Below are 18771 nucleotides of genomic sequence, written 5' to 3'. Positions count from 1 at the left end.
CACGACATGAAAGTACGCGCGCAAATCGCCATGGTGCTGAACCTGGACAAGTGCATTGGCTGCCACACCTGCTCGGTGACCTGCAAGAACGTCTGGACCAGCCGGCCCGGCATGGAATACGCCTGGTTCAACAACGTCGAGACCAAGCCCGGCATTGGCTACCCCAAGGAATGGGAGAACCAGGACAAGTGGAACGGCGGCTGGGTGCGCAAGCCCGACGGCAGCATAGAGCCGCGCCAGGGCGGCAAGTGGAAGCTGCTGATGCGGCTGTTCTCCAACCCCAACATGCCGCAGATCGACGACTACTACGAGCCCTTCACGTTCGACTACGACCACCTGCAATCGGCGCCCGAGACCAAGGCCGCGCCCACGGCCCGCCCGCGCAGCCTGATCACCGGCCAGCGCATGGAGAAGATCGAGTGGGGTCCGAACTGGGAGGAAATCCTCGGCGGCGAGTTTTCCAAGCGCAGCAAGGACGCCAACCTGGCCAATTTCGAGCAGGCGCAAAAGGAGATGGTGGGCCAGTTCGAGAACACCTTCATGATGTACCTGCCACGGCTGTGCGAGCACTGCCTGAACCCGGCCTGCGTGGCCTCGTGCCCCTCGGGCTCGATCTACAAGCGCGAAGAGGACGGCATCGTGCTGATCGACCAGGACAAGTGCCGCGGCTGGCGCATGTGCGTGTCGGGCTGCCCCTACAAGAAGATCTACTTCAACTGGAAGAGCGGCAAGGCCGAGAAGTGCATCTTCTGCTACCCGCGCATCGAGGCCGGCCAGCCCACCGTGTGCTCGGAGACCTGTGTGGGCCGTATCCGCTACCTGGGCGTGCTGCTGTACGACGCCGACCGCATCCAGGAAGCGGCCAGCGTGGCCGATGAGAAGGACCTGTACAAGGCGCAGCTGGACATCTTCCTCGACCCGAACGACCCCGCGGTGATAGCGCAGGCACGCAAGGACGGCATTCCGGAGAACTGGCTGGAGGGCGCCCGCAACAGCCCGGTGTACAAGATGGCCGTGCAGTGGCGCGTGGCGCTGCCGCTGCACCCCGAGTACCGCACGCTGCCCATGGTGTGGTACGTGCCGCCGCTGTCGCCCATCACCTCAGCGGCCAACGCCGGGCAGATCGGCATCCACGGCGAGCTGCCCGACATCGCCCAGATGCGCATTCCGGTGCAGTACCTGGCCAACCTGCTGACCGCCGGCGACACCTACCCGGTGGTGCGCGCGCTGGAGCGCATGCTGGCCATGCGCGCCTACCAGCGCGGCAAGCATGTGGACGGCGTGCGCAACCTGGCCGTGCTGCAGCAGGCCGCGCTGACCGAGGCCGAGGTGGAGGAGATGTACCAGGTCATGGCCATCGCCAACTACGAGGACCGCTTCGTCATCCCCAGCACGCACCGCGAGTACGCCGAGAACGCCTTCGACCTGCGCGGCGGCTGCGGCTTCTCGTTCGGCAACGGCTGCTCGGACGGTGCCTCGGAAACCAGCCTGTTCGGCGGCAACAAGCCGCGCACCATCCCCATCAAGTCCCTGGTCTGAAACGCGGAGCCACCCCATGACAAAAGACAACCGCTATACGCTGCGCGCCCTGGCGCTGCTGCTGGGCTACCCCGACGAACGGCTGCGCGGCCTGCTGCCGCAGCTGCTGGACGCCATTGACGCCGAGCGGGCGCTGCCCGCAGCGCGCCGGCTGGAGTTGCGCAACCTGCACAACGAGCTGCTGCGCGGCGACCTGCTGGAGACGCAGGCGCGCTATGTGGAGACCTTCGACCGCGGCCGTGCCACCTCGCTGCACCTGTTCGAGCATGTGCACGGCGATTCGCGTGACCGCGGCCCGGCCATGGTGGACCTGGTGCAGACCTATGAGAAGGCCGGCCTGCTGCTGGCACCCGAGGAGCTGCCGGACCACCTGTGCGTGGTGCTGGAATTCGCCTCCACCCAGCCGGCGCCCATCGCGCGCGAGTTCCTGGGCGAGATGGCGCACATCCTGAGCGCCGTGTTCTCCGCCCTGCTGCAGCGTGGCAGCCCCTATGCGACGGCCCTGGCCGCCGTGCTGGAGCTGGCCGGCCAGCGCGTGCAGGCGGTGGCCATCGAGGCCGACGAGCCCATGGACGACAGCTGGAGCGAGCCGCCGGCGTTTGACGGCTGCTCCACCAAAGGCCAGGCCCGCCCTGGCGAGCCGCAACCCATACACATCGTTCGCCGGGCCGCCGCCCAGCCGGGAGCACACGCATGAGCTACCTTGACCAACTGCTGTTTGGCTACTATCCCTACATCTGCCTGACGGTGTTCCTGCTGGGCAGCCTGCTGCGCTTTGACCGCGACCAATACACCTGGAAGAGCGACTCCTCGCAGCTGCTGCGCGCCGGCCAGCTGCGCTGGGGCAGCAATCTGTTCCATGTCGGCGTGCTGTTCCTGTTCTTCGGCCACACGGTGGGCATGCTGACGCCGCACTTCCTGTACGAGCCCTTCATCAGCGCCGGCGCCAAGCAGGTGGTGGCCATGGTGTCGGGCGGGGTGTTTGGCCTGCTGGGCTTCATCGGTGTCAGCATCCTGCTGCACCGCCGGCTGAGCGACCCGCGCATACGGCTGAACTCCAAGCCCAGCGACATCGCGCTGCTGGTGCTGCTGTGGCTGCAACTGGCGCTGGGGCTGGCCACCATTCCGCTGTCGGCCCAGCACCTGGACGGCAGCATGATGATGCGCCTGGCGGAATGGGCGCAGCGCATCGTCACTTGGCGCACCGGCGCGCCCGAGATGCTGGCCGGCGCCGGCTGGGTGTTCAAGGCCCACATGTTCCTGGGCATGAGCATCTTCCTGGTGTTCCCGTTCACCCGGCTGGTGCATGTGTGGAGCGGCTTTGGCGCTGTGGCCTACCTGCTGCGCCCCTACCAGGTGGTGCGCAGCCGCCGTGTCGGCATCACGCCCACGCCGCCGCTGAGCCAGGGCCGGCGCTGAGCGCCCCGCCTGCGCCCACCCCCACTGAAAGGACTCCGCGATGAATGCAGCCCTCTTTTCCCCCGTCACCGGTTCGAGTTCGAGCGTGAGCCCGAGTGCCAGCGGCTGCGGCGGTGGCGCCTGCCACTGCGGCGGCGGCAGCACCGCCGCCACAGCGCCCGCCATCGCGCGGCCCAGCATCAACGGCGTCGCGCTGCTGGCCGAGGGCGAGCCCCTGCCCGATGCGGTGGCGCTGCGCGAGCGCGCCTTTGCTGAGCTGCTGCGCCAGCAGGCGGTGGGCGCTGGCCTGCTGCCGCCCCAACCGGCCCGGGTGGCGCCCGAATTGGACGAGGCACAGCGCCAGGTCATCGAGGGGATGGTGGATGACCAGGTGCGCACGCCCCAGCCCACCGAGGAGGAGTGCCAGCGCTACTACGAGGCGAACAAGACGCAGTTCGTGGTTGGCCAGGCGGTGCATGTGCGCCACATCCTGTTCGCCGTCACGCCGGGGGTGGACGTGCATGCGCTCAGCGTGCACGCGGAAAAGGCGCTGCTGGAGCTGCTGGGCCACGACCAGCCCTCGCTGCGCTTCGAGCAGATGGCCGCCAGCCTGTCCAATTGCCCCAGCAGCGCCCATGGCGGCGACCTGGGCTGGATAGGCCCGCAGGATTGCGCGCCTGAACTGGCCAATGAGTTGTTTCACCAGACCGGCACCGCGCTGGGCCAGGGCGTGCGCCCGCGCCTGGTGCACAGCCGCTTCGGCCTGCACATTGTCGAGGTGCTGGGGCGTCGGCGCGGGCAGCAGAAGACCTACGCCGAGGTGGCCGAGCGCATCGCCGCACTGCTGGGCCTGCGCTCGCGCGCCCGTGCGTTGCATCAGTACATGAGCCTGCTGGTCGGTCAGGCGCGGCTGGAGGGGCTGGATTTGCAGGGCGCGGATTCACCCCTGGTTCAATGAGCGGGGATGGCGGCGCGGGTGGGCCGGCTGGTTCAGCAGCCGCACAGCAGGCCGGCGGTGCCGGCCCCGGTGGCGACGACAGCCTGCTGCAGCGCCTGCGCCGTTTCCACTCCGACTATTTTCCGCTGCACCAGCAGCGCTTCCAGGATCTGGTGGCGCAAGGGCAGCACCCGCGCACGCTGTTCATCGGTTGTTCGGATTCGCGCTTGGTGCCTTACCTGCTGACCGGCGCCGGGCCGGGCGAGCTGTTCATCGTGCGCAATGTGGGTGCCTTCGTGCCGCCCTACGACGGCTCGCACGGCCTGCATGGCACCATGGCGGCAATCGAGTTCGCGGTGCTGTCGCTGCATGTGGAGCGCATCGTGGTGTGCGGCCACAGCCACTGTGGCGCCGTGCGCGTGGCCTACGAGGGCGTGCCCGACGAGGCGGTGGCGCTGAAGGCCTGGCTGAAGCTGGCCCAGGAGGCCCTGCTGCCGGTGCGCGCCAGCCCCGAGGCGCTGCGCCGCACCGAGCAGCGCTGCGTGGTGCTGCAGCTCGAGCGGCTGATGGACTACCCCATGGTGCGGCGCGAGGTGGAGGCAGGGCGGCTGACGCTGCATGGCTGGTACTACGTGATCGAGGAGGGCGAGATCCACGTCTTTGATGTGCGCGAGGGCGGCTTCGTGCCGGCCTCGCGCGCCTCGCACAGTGGCACCGGGCCGTATGCGCCCTATGTGGAGCACGACGGCCAGGTGCTGGTAGATTAGGTGGACCAGGCTTGTGCGCCATGGTTTGATGCATGGAGGAGTTCCCAGGATGCTCACGAACGACATCGCCCACTGGGCCGGCGCACTGATGCAGGCGCGCCAGACCACGCTGCCCAAGCGGCTGTTCGCGCCCGGGCCGGATGCGACCCAGCTGGCGCAGATCGTGTCGGCCGCCGCCAGCGCGCCCGACCACGGCCAGCTGCTGCCCTGGCGCTTCGTGCTGGTGCCCGAGACTGCGCGCGCGCGCCTGGGCGAGGTGTTTGCCCAGGCATTGCATGAGCGTGACGCCCAGGCCAGCGGCGAGCAGCTGGCGCAGGCCCGCGAGAAAGCGCTGCGCGCACCGCTGCTGCTGCTGGCGGTGGTGGACGGCCGGCGCGGCGATCCGGAGATCGAGTTGCACGAACGCATTGTGTCGGCCGGCTGCGCGGTGCAGAACATGCTGCTGATGGCCACTGCCCTGGGCTTCGGCTCGGCGCTGACCAGCGGCAAGGCCCTCAAGGCGGCCTGCTTTCGCGCGCTGTTTGGCCTGGGGCCCGATGAGCTGGCGCTGTGCTTCATCAGCATGGGCACGGCGTCGGCGATGAAGCCTGCGCGGCCGCGCCCGGATGCGACCCGCTACCTGAGCACACTGACCTGAGACCCTGCCCATGAACATCACCTGTTTCGATGACCTGCTGCTGGCCGCGCGCCAGCAGAAGGAGCCCCAGCGTCTGTTGCTGGTGTTTGCCGCCGCGGAACTGCCCGAGGACGCCACGCCGGCGCAGCGCGCCGGCTTCCAGGCCGGGCAGGGCGGCGCGTTGGCCCCGCGCATGTGCGTGGACAAACACCCCGCGGAACTGGCCTCGTTCGCGGCGCTGGCACAGGAGGCGGCCCAGTTGGGCACCCCCTGGGGCCTGCTGGTGGCGGCAGCGCTGGCCGGCAGTGGCACGCGGCCGCCGGACGACAAAGCCACCCACGCGGCGCTGGAGCGCATGGTGCAGGACGTGCAGCGCGGCCAGTTGGAGCGTTTCCTGGTGTTCGATCTGCAGGGCCAGGTGTTGCAACTGGGCTGATGGCCGGCTGGCACCCGGGTAAAACCCGGCCTGAAGCGTGGCGCGCCGGGCGACGGGCGTGAGCGCGCACCTTTCAGTGCAAGCCCGCGCGGCCAGTCCTGACATTGACCTAAGGCAAAGCAAATTTCGGCGCGACTGGATAGTCTAGCGTTTTAGTCGGAAAATAACCCCACCATGAAACGAGAAGACCCCGCCCACCCCGCGCTGGCCACCCAGTCCATCTGCCAGGACGTGCTGGCCGAAAAGTACCTGAAGAGCGGTGAGACCACCGTGGACGATGTGCTGGCGCGCGTGGCGCGCGCGCTGGCGTCGGTGGAGGCACCTGAGCAACGCACCCACTGGGAGCAGGCCTTCCTGCGCAACCTGCAGGCCGGCGGCATCGGCGCCGGGCGCATCATGAGCGCGGCGGGCACGGACATCCAGGCCACGCTGATCAACTGCTTTGTGCAGCCGGTGGGCGACAGCATCCTGGGCACCGACGACGAAGGCTACCCCGGTATCTACGAGGCGTTGCGCGAGGCGGCCGAGACCATGCGGCGCGGCGGCGGCGTGGGCTACGACTTCTCGCGCATACGCCCGCGCGGGGCCGAGGTGAAGGCCACCGCGTCCATCGCCTCCGGGCCGTGCAGCTACATCAACGTGTTCGACCAGTCCTGCGCCACGGTGGAAAGCGCGGGCGCGCGGCGCGGCGCGCAGATGGGCGTGCTGCGCATGGACCACCCGGATGTGCTGGAGTTCATCGGTGCCAAGCGCACGCCGGGCCGCTGGAACAACTTCAACGTGTCGGTGGGCGTGACGGACGCCTTCATGCACGCGCTGGAGGCTGACGCGCCGTGGGAGCTGGTGCACCGCGCCCAGCCCGGCGCCGCGCTGTTGGCTGAAGGGGCGTATCGGCTTGCCGATGGCCTGTGGGTCTACCGCACGGTACAGGCGCGCGCGCTGTGGGAGCTGGTGATGCGCTCCACCTACGACTACGCCGAGCCGGGCATCCTGTTCCTGGACGCGATGAACGGCGACAACAACCTGCGCTACTGCGAACGCATAGAGGCCACCAACCCCTGCGGCGAGCAGCCGCTGCCGCCATATGGGTGCTGCGACCTCGGGCCGGTGGTGCTGCCGCGCTTCGTGCGCCATCCGTTTGGCCTGGACGGCGAGCCCGAGTTCGATTTCGAGGGCTTCGAGCAGGTGGTGGCCACCCAGGTGCGCGCGCTGGACAACGTGCTGGACATCACGTACTGGCCGCTGGCGCAGCAACGCGCCGAGGCCATGGCCAAGCGGCGCATCGGTGTGGGCTTCACCGGCATGGGCAATGCGCTGACGCTGCTGCGCCTGCGCTATGACAGCACCGAGGGCCGCGTGATGGCATCGCGCATTGCCGAGCGCATGCGCGATGCCGCCTATGGTGCTTCCGTCGCGCTGGCGCAAGAGAAGGGCGCCTTCCCCGCCTTCAAGGCCGACGGCTACTTGGCCGAGGGCACCTTCGCCAGCCGCCTGCCGGCCGCGCTGCGCGAGGCGATTCGCGCGCATGGCATTCGCAACAGCCATTTGTTGTCCATCGCGCCCACCGGCACGGTGAGCCTGGCGTTTGCCGACAACGCGTCCAACGGCATCGAGCCGGCGTTTTCGTGGACGTACACGCGGCGCAAGCGTGAGAGCGATGGCAGCAGCACCGAATACGCGGTGGAAGACCATTCCTGGCGCTTGTACCGCCAGCTGGGTGGTGATGTGGCGGCGCTGCCGGACTACTTCGTTACCGCGCTGCAGATGCCCGCAAGCCAGCACATCGCGATGATGGAAACGGTGCAGCCGTTTGTGGACACCGCCATCTCCAAGACGGTGAACGTGCCGGCCGACTACCCGTATGACGACTTCAAGGGCCTGTACCAGCTGGCCTGGCGCGCGCGCCTGAAGGGCCTGGCCACGTACAGGCCGAACAGCATCCTGGGTGCAGTGCTGGAGGTGACGCCGGCCGAAGGCGCCAAGGCAGCCACTTCACCCATGGCCGCTGCGCCGGCAGACCCGATGCGCGCCGTGATCGAAAAGCGCCCCACCGGTGCGCTGAACGCCGTGGCCGAGAAGCTGGAGTACTGGACGCAGGAGGGGCAGCAGACGCTGTACCTGCTGGTGTCCTTCCTGCCGGTGCCGGCGCCCGATGGCTTGGGGCTGCGCGAGCGCGCCATCGAGTTCTTCATGCCGGTGGGGCAGAGCACGGTGTCGCAGCAATGGATCACCTCCAGCATGCGCCTCTTGTCGCTGGCCGCGCGCGGCGGCTTCCTGGAGCGCGCGCTGGCCGATATGCGCAAGGTGGTGTGGGACCGCGGCCCGGTGCGGCTGGGCACGCACACCCGGGACGACGGCACCGCCGTGCCCATGTGGCATGACTCCGAGGTGGCGGCGATTGCCTATGCGGTGCAACAACTGCTGGTGCGGCGCGCGCGCTTGCATGCCGAGGGTGCGGCGGCCACGACGCTGCCTCTGGCGGCAACGCCTGCTTCGTCCCCGGCGCAAGCCGCCGTGCTGCAGGCCGCGCCGTTGCCGGTGATGGCCGGCAAGAAATGCCACGAGTGCGGCGCCCACGCGGTGATACGCAAGGACGGCTGCGACTGCTGCACGCAGTGCGGGGCCTTGGGGAGCTGTGGGTAAGCTGTTGCGGCCAGGCCGTTGCGGCCCAGTTGGCTGCCTGTAAAGCCGTAGTGTCCCCAGGGTCCATCCGGGCACGGATGGGCCACAATGGGGCGATGTTGATTCCCCTGCGTTTCACCTTGGCCGCGTTGCTGGCGCTGGTCTGCGGCGCTGCCAGCGCGCAAACCAAGCCCCTGCCCGAGGTGCACACCGGGCCGGCGCTGCGCGCGCTGCATGACAGCCAGCTGGAAGCCTTGCGCACCGGCAGGTTTCACCTGCCGCTCAAGCTGGACTCCTTCGACACCGCCAGCGGCGTGCGCGGTGACGTCTATGCCGATCTGGACGCCGACTTCGACGCCGTGGCGCGTGCCTTGAGCGATCCCGGCCACTGGTGCGAGGTGCTGCTGCTGCACGTGAACAACCGGCGCTGCCGCGTGCTGCCCGGTGCGGCGCCCACGCTGGTGCTGGGCATCGTGCGCAAGTACGACCACGCGCCCGACCAGGCCATGCGGCTGGCGCTGACCTACAAGCAGGTGGCTTCCAGCGCTGACTACTTCGAGGTGCAGTTGTCATCGCCCGACGGCCCCATGGGCACCAGCAATTTCCGCATCACCGTGCAGGCGGTGGCGCTGCCGGGCAAGCACACCTTTCTGCACTTCCAGAACGCCTACGACGCCGGCATGCTCGCCAGCATGGCCACCAAGGCTTTCCTGGCCACCTTCAGTGCCGACAAGGTGGGCTTCAGCGTGGTGGGCAAGAAGCCCGACGGCCAACCGGATTACCAGCGCGGCGCGCGTGGCCTGATGGAGCGCAATGTGATGCGTTACTTCCTGGGCATCCAGGCCTACGTGCAGTCCATGACGGTGCCGACCGACCAGCAGTTCGAGCGCCGGCTGGACGCCTATGGCACGCTGGCCGAGCACTACCCGCAGCAGTTGCGCGAGGTGGACCGGGCCACCTACGTGGTGCTCAAGCGCGCTGACCGCGCGCGCGACGATTCGCTCTGGCGCTAGGCGCAGGCGCCGAGCTGGCCCAGCGCTTCCTAACGCATACCGGGGGAAACAAGCCGGGGCGGCGGTGCCGCCAGATGTGCCATCGGTGCCGGCGCGTGCGCCATGCCGTGGGCCTGGGTGCCATGATTGAGTTTGAATGCGGCCACCACCTGCACCAGGTCCGCCGCCTGGCTCTTCAGGCTGCTGGCGGCTGCCGCCATCTGCTCCACCAGCGCGGCATTCTGTTGCGTGGCCTGGTCCATCTGCTGCACCGCTTCGCCCACCTGGCTGACGCCTTGCGACTGCTCGGTGCTGGCGGCGCTGATCTCGCCCATGATGTCGGTCACCCGGCGTATCGCCCCCACCACCTCGCTCATGGTGCTGCCGGCCTGGTCCACCAGTGCGGTACCCTGGTCTACCCGCTCCACGCTGGTGTTGATCAGGGTCTTGATCTCCTTGGCGGCCTCGGCACTGCGCCCGGCCAGGGAGCGCACTTCGCTGGCCACCACCGCAAAGCCCCTGCCCTGCTCACCGGCGCGGGCGGCTTCGACAGCGGCGTTCAAAGCCAGGATGTTGGTCTGGAAGGCGATGCCGTCGATGACGCTGATGATGTCGGCGATCTTCTTGGACGAGTCGCTGATGCCTTTCATGGTGTCCACCACCTGGCTTACGACCTCGCCACCCTTGACGGCCACGGTGCTGGCCTGCATGGCCAGCTGGTTGGCCTGGCGCGCGTTGTCGGCGTTTTGCTTGACGGTGGAGCTGAGCTCTTCCATGCTGGCTGCGGTTTCCTCCAGCGCGCTGGCCTGGCTTTCGGTGCGGCCGGACAGGTCGTGGTTGCCCTGGGCGATCTCGCCGCTGGCGCTGGCCACGTTTTCGGAGCCCTGGCGCACGCGCGAGACCACGGTGACCAGCGACTCGCGCATGCTGGACAGCGACTTCATCAGCCGGGCAATCTCGTCCTGGCCGCTGATGCGCACCTCGCGCGTCAGGTCACCCTGGGCCACCGCGTCAGCCAGTTGCTGCGCCTGCGCCAGCGATTGCGCGATGGCGCGTATCAGGAAGTAGCCAAAAACGCTGGCTGCCCCAATCGCCAGCACCAGCACCGCGATGGACAGGTTGCGGGTGTTCTGAAAGTTGGCCACCGCGCCGGCATACAGCTTCTTGGCCTCGTCGGTTTGCAGCTTGACCAGCGCGTCCAGGCCGGCGCTCATGGGCGCGTACAGCGCGGGCATCACCTCGTAGGCGATGCGCGTGGCTTCGGGCAGGTCTTTGGCGGTGAGGGCGGCGAGCAAGGGCTTGCGCGCACCGTCGGTGTATTTTTCGCGGTCGGCCACGAACTTCTTGGCCAGCACCGCCTCATCTGGCGTCAGGTAGGTGGCCATGTAGGCGTCCCACTGCTTCTTCAATGCCGCTGACTGCGCATCCACATTGGCCAGGTGCTTGGCTACGGCGTCGGGTTTGGGTTCGCCCAGAGCGCGCAGCAGTTCGATCTGGTTCATCAGGTTGTAGCGCGACACATCCGCCAGTTGCGCCAGCGCTTCAGTGCGGTCCTCGTACACCGAGCGCAAGGACTCGTTGGAGGCGGCGACGGCGCGCAGGCCCAACAGGCCAATGCCCAGCATCAGCGCGCACAACACGCCTATCAACAGCTTCAACCGGGTGGCAATTTGCAGCTTGTCCATGGCGTAGCTCCTTGCCCCCAGCTTGTAGTATGTGCTGACGTGGGCCCGCAGCACCGTTGGGCGGCTACCGGCACGGCGGGCTGTGGGCCATTATGGGAGCGGCCCCTGCGACTGGCAACTGGTGGTCAGCGTGTCCTACAGGTGCGACAGATCATGCCTTGGTCCGAACGCGCTTGCGGGTGTTGCCCTGCGGCGCAGGGCGGCATAAGATGAGCGAACTTAAGGGAGAACACCATGAAACTCACCCGTTGCGCAATGGCCGCCCTGCTCGCGTTGGCCGGCCCGGCCGCCCTGGCCGGATCCCCCAAGCTCAGCGTCGGCGGCGAACACATGCTGCTGTTGCGCACCGACGGCAGCGTGGTGGGCTGGGGCCGCAACCAGTGGGCGCAAATCAACCCCACCAGCAGCACACCGGTGGCGCCGGTGGTGGTGTCGGCCATTTCCGGCGTGGTGGACGTGCTGGCGCGCGGCTCCGGCTCGCTGGCGCTGAAGGCCGACGGCACCGTGTGGGCCTGGGGCAGCGCCGGCTTCGTACCCACCGGGCGCAGCGACATGGTGCAGGTGGGCGGCCTGCGCCAGATCATGAAAATCAACACCGGCTACGCCACCGGCTACGCCATTGACCGCGACGGCAAGGCTTTCTCATGGGGCAGCAACAGTTCCAACCTGCTGGGCTACACCACGCCCAACGGCAGTTCGACCAACAGCGCGCAGCAGATCATCGCGCTGAGCAACGTGGTGTCCATCGCCGGCGGTGGCGATCAGGCGGTGGCGGTGCGCGCCGATGGCAGCGCCTGGGGCTGGGGCCAGAACAGCGTCAACTTCAATGACCTGGGCACCGGCCTGTTCGGCAGCGGCACCGTGCCCAGCCCCATCGGCATCCTCAGCGGCGCGCTGGCCAGCGTGGTGAACACGCGCTCCAACACTTCAGGCATCCACATGGGGCTGAGCGCCACCGGCACCGTGCAGGCCTGGGGCGACAGCAACAGCGGCATCATCACTTGCGGCCAGGCTCGGGCGCTGAACGTCATCAAGTACCCGCTGGCCGCCACCTTCGCCATCCAGGGCCTGACAGGCATCACGACCATCGCCGATGGTGATGGCAATACCCTGTTCCTGACCGGCAACGGCGCCGTGCTGGGCTGCGGCAACAACAACGACGGCGAGCTGGGCGACGGCACCACGGTGCCGCTGGATTCCACCGCCAGCCCGCCCAAGGCCGGCCCGGTGACGGTGGGCAATTTGCCAGCGGCCGTGGCAATTGGCACCGGCGGCTACGCGTCCGGCGCCGTTGCCGCCAATGGCGACGTCTACACCTGGGGACGCAAAGCCAGCGGCACGCTGGGCGATGGCGCGGACGGCGGCAACAACACGCAACTGACGGCCTTGAAGCAGGCGCTGATCCCCAACGCCGGTGTGCAGGCCAGTGCCGGCGCCATCTACGCCGGCACGCAGACCGGCAAGCTCAACGCCACCACCATCGACATGGGTGTGGGCATGGCGCCAGGCGACGTGGGCGCACAGGGCCAGGTGTATGCGGCGCTGCTGTTTCCCAACGGCACCATCTACATGATCTCCCCCAGCGGCTACACCCTGCTGGGCAGCACGCCCAACGTGCCTTTCATGTATGCCGGCAAGCTGGGCACGCACTACCCGGTGCACCTGGGCGACAACCTGGACTTCAGCGGCTTTGCCGGTGGCGTGCTGCTGATGGGCTATGGCGTGGGCACGGGGGATGCGGCGCTGATCGACATGATGGGCAAGTCGCGTTTTGGCATCTCGGTGATTCTGAAATAACCCGGCCGCGCAGCGTGCCAACGCTGCTCAGCGTGGGTTGAACGGGTTGATGCCGGCACCCGGCGCTGGTTCGGGTGCGCGTTGCGGCGCCGACGCCTGCAGTTGTGCGCGCCTTGCCGCCTCTATGGCCTCGGGCAGGCTGGTGTAGCGCGGGGCGGTGGCTGGTGCATTGCCCTGCGCGGCATTGCGGGCCTGGGCCTCTTCGATGGCGCGGCGAAAGGCCAGCAGCGGGTCTTGCACCGCTGAGGCCTGGGCAGCTGCCGGCTGAAGCGGTGCCAGCGCCGGTTGCGTGGGTGGCCCGGCCAGGCCCGGCGACGCCGCTGCCGAAGCTGCTGTGGCAACGCCGGGCACAACGGAGGCGGTGGGCTGCGCCGGCATCGCCACCGGGGTGTCTGGCGCCGGCCCGGGCCCGCTGCGCGCGCTGTCCAGCAGCCGCACCGGCTCGTGTGGGCGCAGGTAGTCACCCCAAGCCAGCCAGGCCAGGGCAGCCAGCGCCAGCAACGCTGCCAGCACGGTGGCGAGCAGGGCTTTTCGGTTGCGGTTCAACGCGCCATGTCCTCCATGCGCCAAGTGTCGCATGGAGGATGGGCGTGCCACCCCCGCAGGGGCTTGCTTGCAGCGCAGCGCTTACTTCAGCCCTGCCTTGTCCAGCCCGTACAGCGCATCGGCCGAGCCCGGCGTGGGGCGGAAGGCCACGCCCATGCGGTTCCAGCCATTGATGGACACGATGGCCCAGCTCAAGGCGGCCAGCTCGGCCTCGGAAAACTGCTCGCGCACCTCGGCATAGACCGCATCGGACACGCCGTGTGTCAATTGCGTCAGCGCCTCGGTCCAGGCCAGCGCGGCGCGTTCGCGCGCGCTGAACAGTGGCGACTCGTGCCAGATGGCCACATGGTGCAGCCGCAGCTCGCGCTCGCCCTGGATGCGCGCTTCCTTCACGTGCATGTCGACGCAAAAAGCACAGCCGTTGAGCTGCGAGGCGCGCAGCTTCACCAGCTCCATCACCGTTTCGTCCAGGCCGGACTCTTTCAGCGAATTGCTGAAGGCGATGTAGTGTTTGAACACGGCGGGCACGTGTTTCTGGTAGTTCATGCGGGGGGTCATTTGGATACTCCTGATAAAAAGTGACTGAAGTGGGTTGAATGAATCGGTGATCACAACCCTTAGACGGGCGAGCTCACGGTTTTGTGACACGGGCCCGGCTGCTTTGGCCGGCGCGGAAAACATGGGCTCAGTGCCCTTGCTGCCAATCCGCCAGCAGCCGCGCCAGTTTTTCCGGGTTGCGCTGCACATGGATGCGGCGTATGCGCGTGCCATCCGTCTCGCAGGTCTGGGCAGACTCAAGCTGGCCGTCCATGAAGCGCAGCAGGCCCCATTGGCCGTTGATCAGCGCCAGCTCCAGCCGCATGGCGGCGGCATGGCTGCGGTGCGTCACGTAATACAGGTTGGCGATGCGCACGGCACCCACCAGCGGCTTGCCAAAGCTGGGCACCACGCCACCGCCGTCGCTGATCAGCGTGGTGTCTTCATCCATCAGGCCTTGCAGCGCCGTCACGTCGCCCTGCGTCATGGCCTGGGCCAGGCGCTCCAGCAGGCGGCGGTGCTCGGCGGGCTTGACGGTGTAGCGCGGCCGCTCGTCTTTGAGCTGCGTCTTGGCGCGGCTGACCAGCTGGCGGCAGGCGGCTTCGCTCTTGCCCAGCATGCCGGCCATCTCGCCATAGTCCACATCGAACACCTCGCGCAGCAAAAAGGCGGCGCGCGCCTGCGGGCCCAAGCGCTCCAGCAGAAAGAGGAAGGCCACGGACACGTTGTCGGCCCGCTCCAGCTCCTGCTCGGGTGAGGGTGCGGCATCGGCGCCCTCTGCGCCATTCGTCAGCAGCGGCTCGGGCAACCAGGTGCCCACGTAGTGTTCGCGCTCTACCTTGGCGCTGCGCAGTCGGTCGATGGCCAGCCGGGTGGTGACGGTGACCAGCCAGGCCTCGGCACTGGCCAGGTCGGTGGGTGCGCTTTGGTGCCAGCGCAGCCAGGCGTCCTGCACCACCTCTTCAGCCTGGGCGCGCTCGCCCAGCATGCGGTAGGCGATGCCGATTAGCCGCGAACGCAGCCGGGTGAACAGGCGGGCGGCGTCTTCGCCTGTGCCCGGCAGGGCCGGGGCGGCGTCAAGGGCCGGGCTGGTGGAGGGCAGGGAAGGGGCTTGCATACCTGCTAGACGTGCCAGCGCCGGGTTTTGTGACAGGCCCCCGCGTTTTTTTGCTATTCCGTCGCGATCCGCTTGGCCAGCCGGTACAGGAACTCGGTGCCGTCGTACAGCGACTTGACGCGGATGTGCTCGTCCAGCCCATGCGCGCCGCTGCCCTCGGGGCCGCCGAACATGCCGCTGACGCCATAGGTCCAGATGCCCACGTTGTTCAGGAAGCGGCCGTCGGTGGCGGCCACCAGCATGGTGGGGATCACCGGCACGCCGGGCCACATCTGGTTCGAGGTCTCCTCGATCGCCTTCATCAGCCAGGGGTGCAGCGGCGGCGGGGGCGAGGCCACGGCCTCGCCCAGCGGGGTGATCTTGATCTTGTCGTTGGCCATCACGCGCGCCAGCGTCTTTTGCACCTCTTCCACCGGCTCGCCGGGCAGGATGCGGCAGTTCACCACCGCCTTGGCGCGCTGCGGCAGCGCGTTGGTGGCGTGGCCGGCTTCCACCATGGTGGCCACGCAGGTGGTGCGCACGGTGGCGTTGTAGAACGGGCTGGCGCCGGTCAGCCGGGCCAGCGCGGTCTCGTCCATGGGCGTGCGCAGGATGGCCTTCATGTCGGTGGCGTTGGGGCCGCTCTCCAGGCTGGACACGCGCTCGAAATACGCGCGCGTGGTGTCCGACAGCTTGGCCGGAAAATCAAACTGCGCCAGCCGGTTGATGCCGCCGGCCAGGTGGTAGATGGCGTTGTCGCGGCTGGGCACCGAGCTGTGGCCGCCGGGGTGGGTGACCTCCAGCGTGAAGCTCTGGAACACCTTTTCGCCGGCCTGCACGCCGTGGCGCACCGGCTTGTCGTCCTTGTCCAGCGAGCCGCCGCCGCCTTCGTTCAGCGCCAGCTCGGCGTCGATCAGGTTGCGGTGGTTCTTCACCAGGTAGTCCACGCCGTCGAACTTGGAGGGGATGATCTCCTCGTCACAGGTCAGCGCCAGGATCAGATCACGCTTCGGTCGAAGGCCCTCGCGCTTGTAGCGCAGCATGTTGGTGACGAAGGCGGACGCCATGGCCTTGTCGTCCGACGCGCCACGGGCGTAGAACATGCCGTTTTCCTCGATCAGCTTGAACGGGTCGCGCACCCAGTCGGCGCGCTTGGCCTCCACCACGTCCACGTGGGCCAGCAGCAGCAGCGGCTTCTTGGAGCCATCGCCCTTGTAGCGCGCCACCAGGTTGCCCTTCGCTGGGCCGCCGGGCGGCACGATGATCTGCAGCTCGGCGTCAGTGAAGCCGCCGGCCTTCAGCCGCGCGGCCATGGCGGTGACGGCCACGGTGCAGCTGCCAGTGGAATCGGTGGTGTTGATCTCCACCAGCTCCTTGTAGATCTCGCGCAGGCGTTGCTGCTCGGGGGTGGGCGGAGGTGGGGGCGTGGCCGTCTGGGCCAGCGCGGCGCCGGTGCACAGGCCGGCGCACAGCAGGGCCAGCAGTCGGGTGGCGAGGGTCATGGTCGGGTTGTCCTTGGGTGAATGCGGAGCGGCCACTTGGCGGGCCAAGCCCCAGTGTAAGACCAGCGCGCCGCCATGACCTGTCACGTCATGGACCGCATGCCCTGGGCGGCCAACAATGGCGGCCAACAGCGATTGTGTTGCCTGCCTGACTGGAGAACCCCATGCCCGATGCCACCACCCTTGACCTGCACCCGCTGGACCGCGCGCTGCGGCTGAGCCCGGGCAGCCAGCCGGGCCGCTGGAGCGCCCACACCGACGACGCCTACTGGAACATGAACGGTCCCTTTGGCGGCCTCACCGCCGCGCTGCTGCTGAAGGCCGGTTTGCAACTGTTCACACCCGGCATGGAGCCGGTGGCGCTGACGGTGAACTTCTGCGCCCCGCAGACCCGGGGGCTGCTGGCGGTGCAGGGCCGCGTGGTGCGCGCCGGCAAGTCGGTGGCGCACCATGCGCTGGAGTTGCTCGCCGCCGATGGCCAAGGCGGCGAGCAGGTGCTGGCCAGCGCCTCGCTGGTGGGTGCGCTGCGCGGCGACACCTTTCACCACCAAGTGGCCCGCATGCCGCAGGTGCCGCCGCCCGAGGCGCTGGCGCCTTACCCGGCGGACCCGCGCTTTGCCTGGCTGCAGGCCTATGAGTTTTGCTTCGCCGAAGGGCAACTTGGGCTGGGCGACGGCGGCACCGCACCGGTCACGCAGCCAGAGCCTTGGCGGCTGGACGGCGCCCTGGGCAGCGCCGCCTCGCGCCTGTGGGTGCGCGACCAGCCAGCGCGGCCGCTGGACCACCTGTCACTGGCGGCGCTGTGCGATGTGTTCTTCCTGCGCATCTTCCACCTGCGCCAGCGCCTGGCGCTGGCCGGCACGGTGACGCTGACGGCGCACTTTCACGCCAGTGCGGATGAGCTGGCGCGCCAGGGCACGCAGCCGCTGCTGGGCGTGGCCGATGCGGCAAGGGTTGGCCGTAATTTCTCCGACCAGAGCGCGCAGCTGTGGGCTGCAGACGGCACGCTGCTGGCCAGCAGCACGCAGATGGCGTGGTTCAAGGAATGACGCAGTGCTGCGCAGGCACCCGGCCTGCCGTGCTGCTCAGCTCAAGCCCAGAGCGCGGTACGCCAGCGCCTTGAATTCAAACGCATAAGGGTTCCAGAAACCCAGGTGGCGCTGCGCCATCAGCACGCCGGCGATGTTGTGCTTGGGGTTGATCCACCAGTGCGTGCCGCCCATGCCACCCCAGTGGAATTCACCGGCGCTGGCTTGCGGGTCGTACTTGCCGGGCGTGAGCGTGACGCAGGAACCCAGGCCAAAGCCCTTGCCGTGCTGGCGGCCCTGGATGGCGAAGTTCAGGAACACGCCGTGCGGCAGCTGGTTGTGTGCCATTTGCGCCAGCGTGGCGGGTTTCAGCAGCAGCTTCACCGGCGCGGTGCCGCCCAGGGCCTCCCAGGCCACCGTGCCGGCCATCAGGCTGCGCACCAGCTTCACCGTGTCGCCTAGCGTGGAGACCAGGCCGCCGCCGCCGTTCTGGTCCGGCACCGGCTGCAGGTAGGCGCCGGGGTAGGGCAGGGCGTCTTGCCGCAGCAGGCCGGGCTTGAACGGGTCCATCAGGTCCACGCCGCTATAGTAGGCCACCAGCCGGTGCTGCTGCGCGGGCGGCACCACGAAGCCGGTGTCCACCATGCCCAGCGGCTCGAAAATGCGCTGCTGCAAAAAGTCGCCAAAGGTCTGGCCGCTGACCACCTCGATGACGCGGGCCATCACGTCGCTGCCCAGCGAGTATTCCCAGTCGGTGCCGGGCTGGAAGCGCAGCGGCAGCGGTGCCAGCAACGCCATCTTCTGCGCCAGCGTGTAGGCGGGGCTGATCAGCTTGGCGGCGGCGTAGGCCTTGAAGATGGGCGAGCCGTCGTCGGTGAGCCCATAGGCCAGGCCGGAGCTGTGACTCATCAAATGCCGCAGCGTGATGGGGCCGGTGGCCGGCTCGGTGTCGGTGACGGCGCTGCTGGGCTTGCGCAGCACGCGGCGTGCGGCCAGCTCGGGGATGTATTTCTCCACCGGCTCGTCCCAATCGATCCTGCCCTCTTCCCACAGCAGGGCGGCCGCGCAGGCGGTGACCAGCTTGGTGTTGGAGAACATGCGGAAGATGTGGTCTTCGCGCAGCGGGGTCTTGGCCTCGATGTCAGCAAAGCCGCAGATGTGGGTGTCGACCACGTCGCCAGCATGCAGCACGGCGGTGGCAACGCCGGGCAAAAAGCCGGCGTCCACCTGGCGCCGCATGGCGGTGTGCAGGGGGGTGAAATCCATCAGGTCC

17 protein-coding genes are annotated in these 18771 nt (G+C 68.3%); 11 read left to right on the top strand and 6 right to left on the bottom strand.

Translation table 11 applies throughout. The features are described from left to right. Positions 1-6 precede the first annotated feature (6 nt). The 9 genes from narH (at position 7) to AC1DX2_RS18450 (ending at position 9328) form a co-directional block, all read left to right on the top strand. The gene (gene narH, locus AC1DX2_RS18490; RefSeq protein WP_477197865.1) at positions 7-1539 is read left to right on the top strand and encodes a nitrate reductase subunit beta; all 1533 of its coding nucleotides are present in this window, start codon (positions 7-9) and stop codon (positions 1537-1539) included. A gap of 16 nt (positions 1540-1555) precedes the next feature. Then, positions 1556-2236, top strand: a complete 681-nt coding sequence (gene narJ, locus AC1DX2_RS18485) for a nitrate reductase molybdenum cofactor assembly chaperone (RefSeq protein WP_477197864.1) — start codon at positions 1556-1558, stop codon at positions 2234-2236. After that, complete coding sequence (narI, locus tag AC1DX2_RS18480) at positions 2233-2958, top strand: respiratory nitrate reductase subunit gamma (RefSeq protein ID WP_477197863.1); 726 nt, start codon at positions 2233-2235, stop codon at positions 2956-2958. The genes narJ and narI overlap by 4 nt, the downstream gene beginning before the upstream one ends. 40 nt (positions 2959-2998) lie before the next feature. Next, complete coding sequence (locus AC1DX2_RS18475; protein ID WP_477197862.1) at positions 2999-3895, top strand: peptidylprolyl isomerase; 897 nt, start codon at positions 2999-3001, stop codon at positions 3893-3895. Next, a complete protein-coding gene (locus tag AC1DX2_RS18470; protein WP_477197861.1) occupies positions 3892-4641 on the top strand; it encodes a carbonic anhydrase in 750 nt (249 codons plus the stop codon). Before AC1DX2_RS18475 ends, AC1DX2_RS18470 begins: the two co-directional genes overlap by 4 nt. Positions 4642-4690: 49 nt before the next feature. Then, on the top strand, positions 4691-5278 hold the full coding sequence (locus tag AC1DX2_RS18465) for a nitroreductase family protein (protein ID WP_477197860.1): 588 nt from the start codon (positions 4691-4693) through the stop codon (positions 5276-5278). A 10-nt stretch (positions 5279-5288) separates the two neighbouring features. Further along, the gene (locus AC1DX2_RS18460) at positions 5289-5693 is read left to right on the top strand and encodes a ribonucleotide reductase subunit alpha (protein ID WP_477197859.1); all 405 of its coding nucleotides are present in this window, start codon (positions 5289-5291) and stop codon (positions 5691-5693) included. Between the two features lie 174 nt (positions 5694-5867). Continuing rightward, positions 5868-8336, top strand: a complete 2469-nt coding sequence (locus AC1DX2_RS18455) for an adenosylcobalamin-dependent ribonucleoside-diphosphate reductase (protein ID WP_477197858.1) — start codon at positions 5868-5870, stop codon at positions 8334-8336. A 95-nt stretch (positions 8337-8431) separates the two neighbouring features. Beyond that, positions 8432-9328: a hypothetical protein gene (locus AC1DX2_RS18450; RefSeq protein WP_477197857.1), complete on the top strand. Its 897-nt coding sequence runs from the start codon at positions 8432-8434 to the stop codon at positions 9326-9328. Between the two features lie 29 nt (positions 9329-9357). Here AC1DX2_RS18450 and AC1DX2_RS18445 read toward each other — a convergent pair whose 3' ends face one another. After that, a complete protein-coding gene (locus AC1DX2_RS18445; protein ID WP_477197856.1) occupies positions 9358-10992 on the bottom strand; it encodes a methyl-accepting chemotaxis protein in 1635 nt (544 codons plus the stop codon). 234 nt (positions 10993-11226) lie between these two features. Between AC1DX2_RS18445 and AC1DX2_RS18440 the strand changes: the two genes are divergently transcribed. Beyond that, on the top strand, positions 11227-12789 hold the full coding sequence (locus AC1DX2_RS18440; protein ID WP_477197855.1) for an RCC1 domain-containing protein: 1563 nt from the start codon (positions 11227-11229) through the stop codon (positions 12787-12789). Between the two features lie 27 nt (positions 12790-12816). On the opposite strand, the gene AC1DX2_RS18435 is transcribed toward AC1DX2_RS18440, so the two are convergent. From AC1DX2_RS18435 to AC1DX2_RS18420, 4 genes are all read right to left on the bottom strand, one after another. After that, positions 12817-13335 (bottom strand): hypothetical protein, encoded by a 519-nt coding sequence (locus AC1DX2_RS18435; RefSeq protein ID WP_477197854.1) that lies wholly within the window; start codon positions 13333-13335, stop codon positions 12817-12819. Between the two features lie 81 nt (positions 13336-13416). Further along, the gene (locus tag AC1DX2_RS18430; RefSeq protein WP_477197853.1) at positions 13417-13893 is read right to left on the bottom strand and encodes a carboxymuconolactone decarboxylase family protein; all 477 of its coding nucleotides are present in this window, start codon (positions 13891-13893) and stop codon (positions 13417-13419) included. 127 nt (positions 13894-14020) lie between these two features. Further along, positions 14021-14989 carry an RNA polymerase sigma-70 factor gene (locus AC1DX2_RS18425; protein ID WP_477197852.1) on the bottom strand — a complete coding sequence of 323 codons (969 nt, stop codon included), beginning with the start codon at positions 14987-14989 and terminating at the stop codon, positions 14021-14023. Between the two features lie 53 nt (positions 14990-15042). After that, positions 15043-16470, bottom strand: coding sequence for a M20/M25/M40 family metallo-hydrolase (locus tag AC1DX2_RS18420; protein WP_477197851.1), 1428 nt, complete (start codon positions 16468-16470; stop codon positions 15043-15045). A 164-nt stretch (positions 16471-16634) separates the two neighbouring features. Between AC1DX2_RS18420 and AC1DX2_RS18415 the strand changes: the two genes are divergently transcribed. Further along, complete coding sequence (locus AC1DX2_RS18415; RefSeq protein WP_477197850.1) at positions 16635-17519, top strand: acyl-CoA thioesterase; 885 nt, start codon at positions 16635-16637, stop codon at positions 17517-17519. Positions 17520-17555: 36 nt separating this feature from the next. Here AC1DX2_RS18415 and AC1DX2_RS18410 read toward each other — a convergent pair whose 3' ends face one another. Further along, positions 17556-18764: a serine hydrolase domain-containing protein gene (locus AC1DX2_RS18410; RefSeq protein ID WP_477197849.1), complete on the bottom strand. Its 1209-nt coding sequence runs from the start codon at positions 18762-18764 to the stop codon at positions 17556-17558. Positions 18765-18771 lie beyond the last annotated feature (7 nt).

It is taken from the genome of Hylemonella sp. P2_B10, from assembly GCF_056404875.1.
The sequence above is the reverse complement of the archived record's forward strand: the minus strand, read 5'-3'. Positions and strand labels throughout refer to the sequence as shown.

Excerpts from the sequence above, each read along its gene's own strand:
- narH (WP_477197865.1), top strand. The coding sequence starts at position 7 with ATGAAAGTACGCGCGCAAATCGCCATGGTGCTGAACCTGGACAAGTGC.
- narJ (WP_477197864.1), top strand. The coding sequence starts at position 1,556 with ATGACAAAAGACAACCGCTATACGCTGCGCGCCCTGGCGCTGCTGCTG.
- narI (WP_477197863.1), top strand. The coding sequence starts at position 2,233 with ATGAGCTACCTTGACCAACTGCTGTTTGGCTACTATCCCTACATCTGC.
- AC1DX2_RS18475 (WP_477197862.1), top strand. The coding sequence starts at position 2,999 with ATGAATGCAGCCCTCTTTTCCCCCGTCACCGGTTCGAGTTCGAGCGTG.
- AC1DX2_RS18470 (WP_477197861.1), top strand. The coding sequence starts at position 3,892 with ATGAGCGGGGATGGCGGCGCGGGTGGGCCGGCTGGTTCAGCAGCCGCA.
- AC1DX2_RS18465 (WP_477197860.1), top strand. The coding sequence starts at position 4,691 with ATGCTCACGAACGACATCGCCCACTGGGCCGGCGCACTGATGCAGGCG.
- AC1DX2_RS18460 (WP_477197859.1), top strand. The coding sequence starts at position 5,289 with ATGAACATCACCTGTTTCGATGACCTGCTGCTGGCCGCGCGCCAGCAG.
- AC1DX2_RS18455 (WP_477197858.1), top strand. The coding sequence starts at position 5,868 with ATGAAACGAGAAGACCCCGCCCACCCCGCGCTGGCCACCCAGTCCATC.
- AC1DX2_RS18450 (WP_477197857.1), top strand. The coding sequence starts at position 8,432 with ATGTTGATTCCCCTGCGTTTCACCTTGGCCGCGTTGCTGGCGCTGGTC.
- AC1DX2_RS18445 (WP_477197856.1), bottom strand. The coding sequence starts at position 10,992 with ATGGACAAGCTGCAAATTGCCACCCGGTTGAAGCTGTTGATAGGCGTG.
- AC1DX2_RS18440 (WP_477197855.1), top strand. The coding sequence starts at position 11,227 with ATGAAACTCACCCGTTGCGCAATGGCCGCCCTGCTCGCGTTGGCCGGC.
- AC1DX2_RS18430 (WP_477197853.1), bottom strand. The coding sequence starts at position 13,893 with ATGACCCCCCGCATGAACTACCAGAAACACGTGCCCGCCGTGTTCAAA.
- AC1DX2_RS18425 (WP_477197852.1), bottom strand. The coding sequence starts at position 14,989 with ATGCAAGCCCCTTCCCTGCCCTCCACCAGCCCGGCCCTTGACGCCGCC.
- AC1DX2_RS18420 (WP_477197851.1), bottom strand. The coding sequence starts at position 16,470 with ATGACCCTCGCCACCCGACTGCTGGCCCTGCTGTGCGCCGGCCTGTGC.
- AC1DX2_RS18415 (WP_477197850.1), top strand. The coding sequence starts at position 16,635 with ATGCCCGATGCCACCACCCTTGACCTGCACCCGCTGGACCGCGCGCTG.
- AC1DX2_RS18410 (WP_477197849.1), bottom strand. The coding sequence starts at position 18,764 with ATGGATTTCACCCCCCTGCACACCGCCATGCGGCGCCAGGTGGACGCC.